At 57.8% G+C, this 377-nt stretch carries 1 protein-coding gene; it reads right to left on the bottom strand.

Going from position 1 to position 377, the window contains the following annotated elements; all coding sequences use genetic code 11:
* Window positions 1-377, bottom strand: a 377-nt coding sequence (locus ACTHUG_RS11600) for a hypothetical protein (protein WP_440419998.1), incomplete at both ends; no start/stop codon positions are given.

Genomic DNA, 377 nt, shown 5'->3' with positions numbered 1-377 from the left:
GTGATGTTGTCGTCGCCGGCAACGGTCACGGTGGAGCCGAGTTTTTCGATATTGGTGCTGCCGCTGTCGCCGTTGAAGGTCAGGCCTTTGGTATCAACGGTGGTTTTGGCATCCACACCTTTTTGGATGTCGTCTTTGGTGTCTTGCGCCAAGTCGATGCTGTAGTCGGTCACGTTGTTCGCGTCTGCTGCTGAAGCAGTGACGGTCACTTTGTTCGAACCTGCGCTCGCAGTCGTGCCTTTGGCGTTGACGGTGTAAACGTCTTGGCCGTTGGCGCCGGTCGTTTTCACCACGTCTTTGATGTTGGTGCCGGCGGCAACCTCGGTACGGGCGGCGGCGCTTTGCTGTTTCAGCTGGCTGTAGTTGACGGCGTCGGT

Origin of the sequence: Neisseria sp. P0022.S009, assembly GCF_051956675.1 — a bacterium.
Lineage (GTDB): Bacteria > Pseudomonadota > Gammaproteobacteria > Burkholderiales > Neisseriaceae > Neisseria.
Note: the sequence above shows the minus strand (reverse complement) of the source record. Positions and strands in the feature narration are given on the sequence as shown.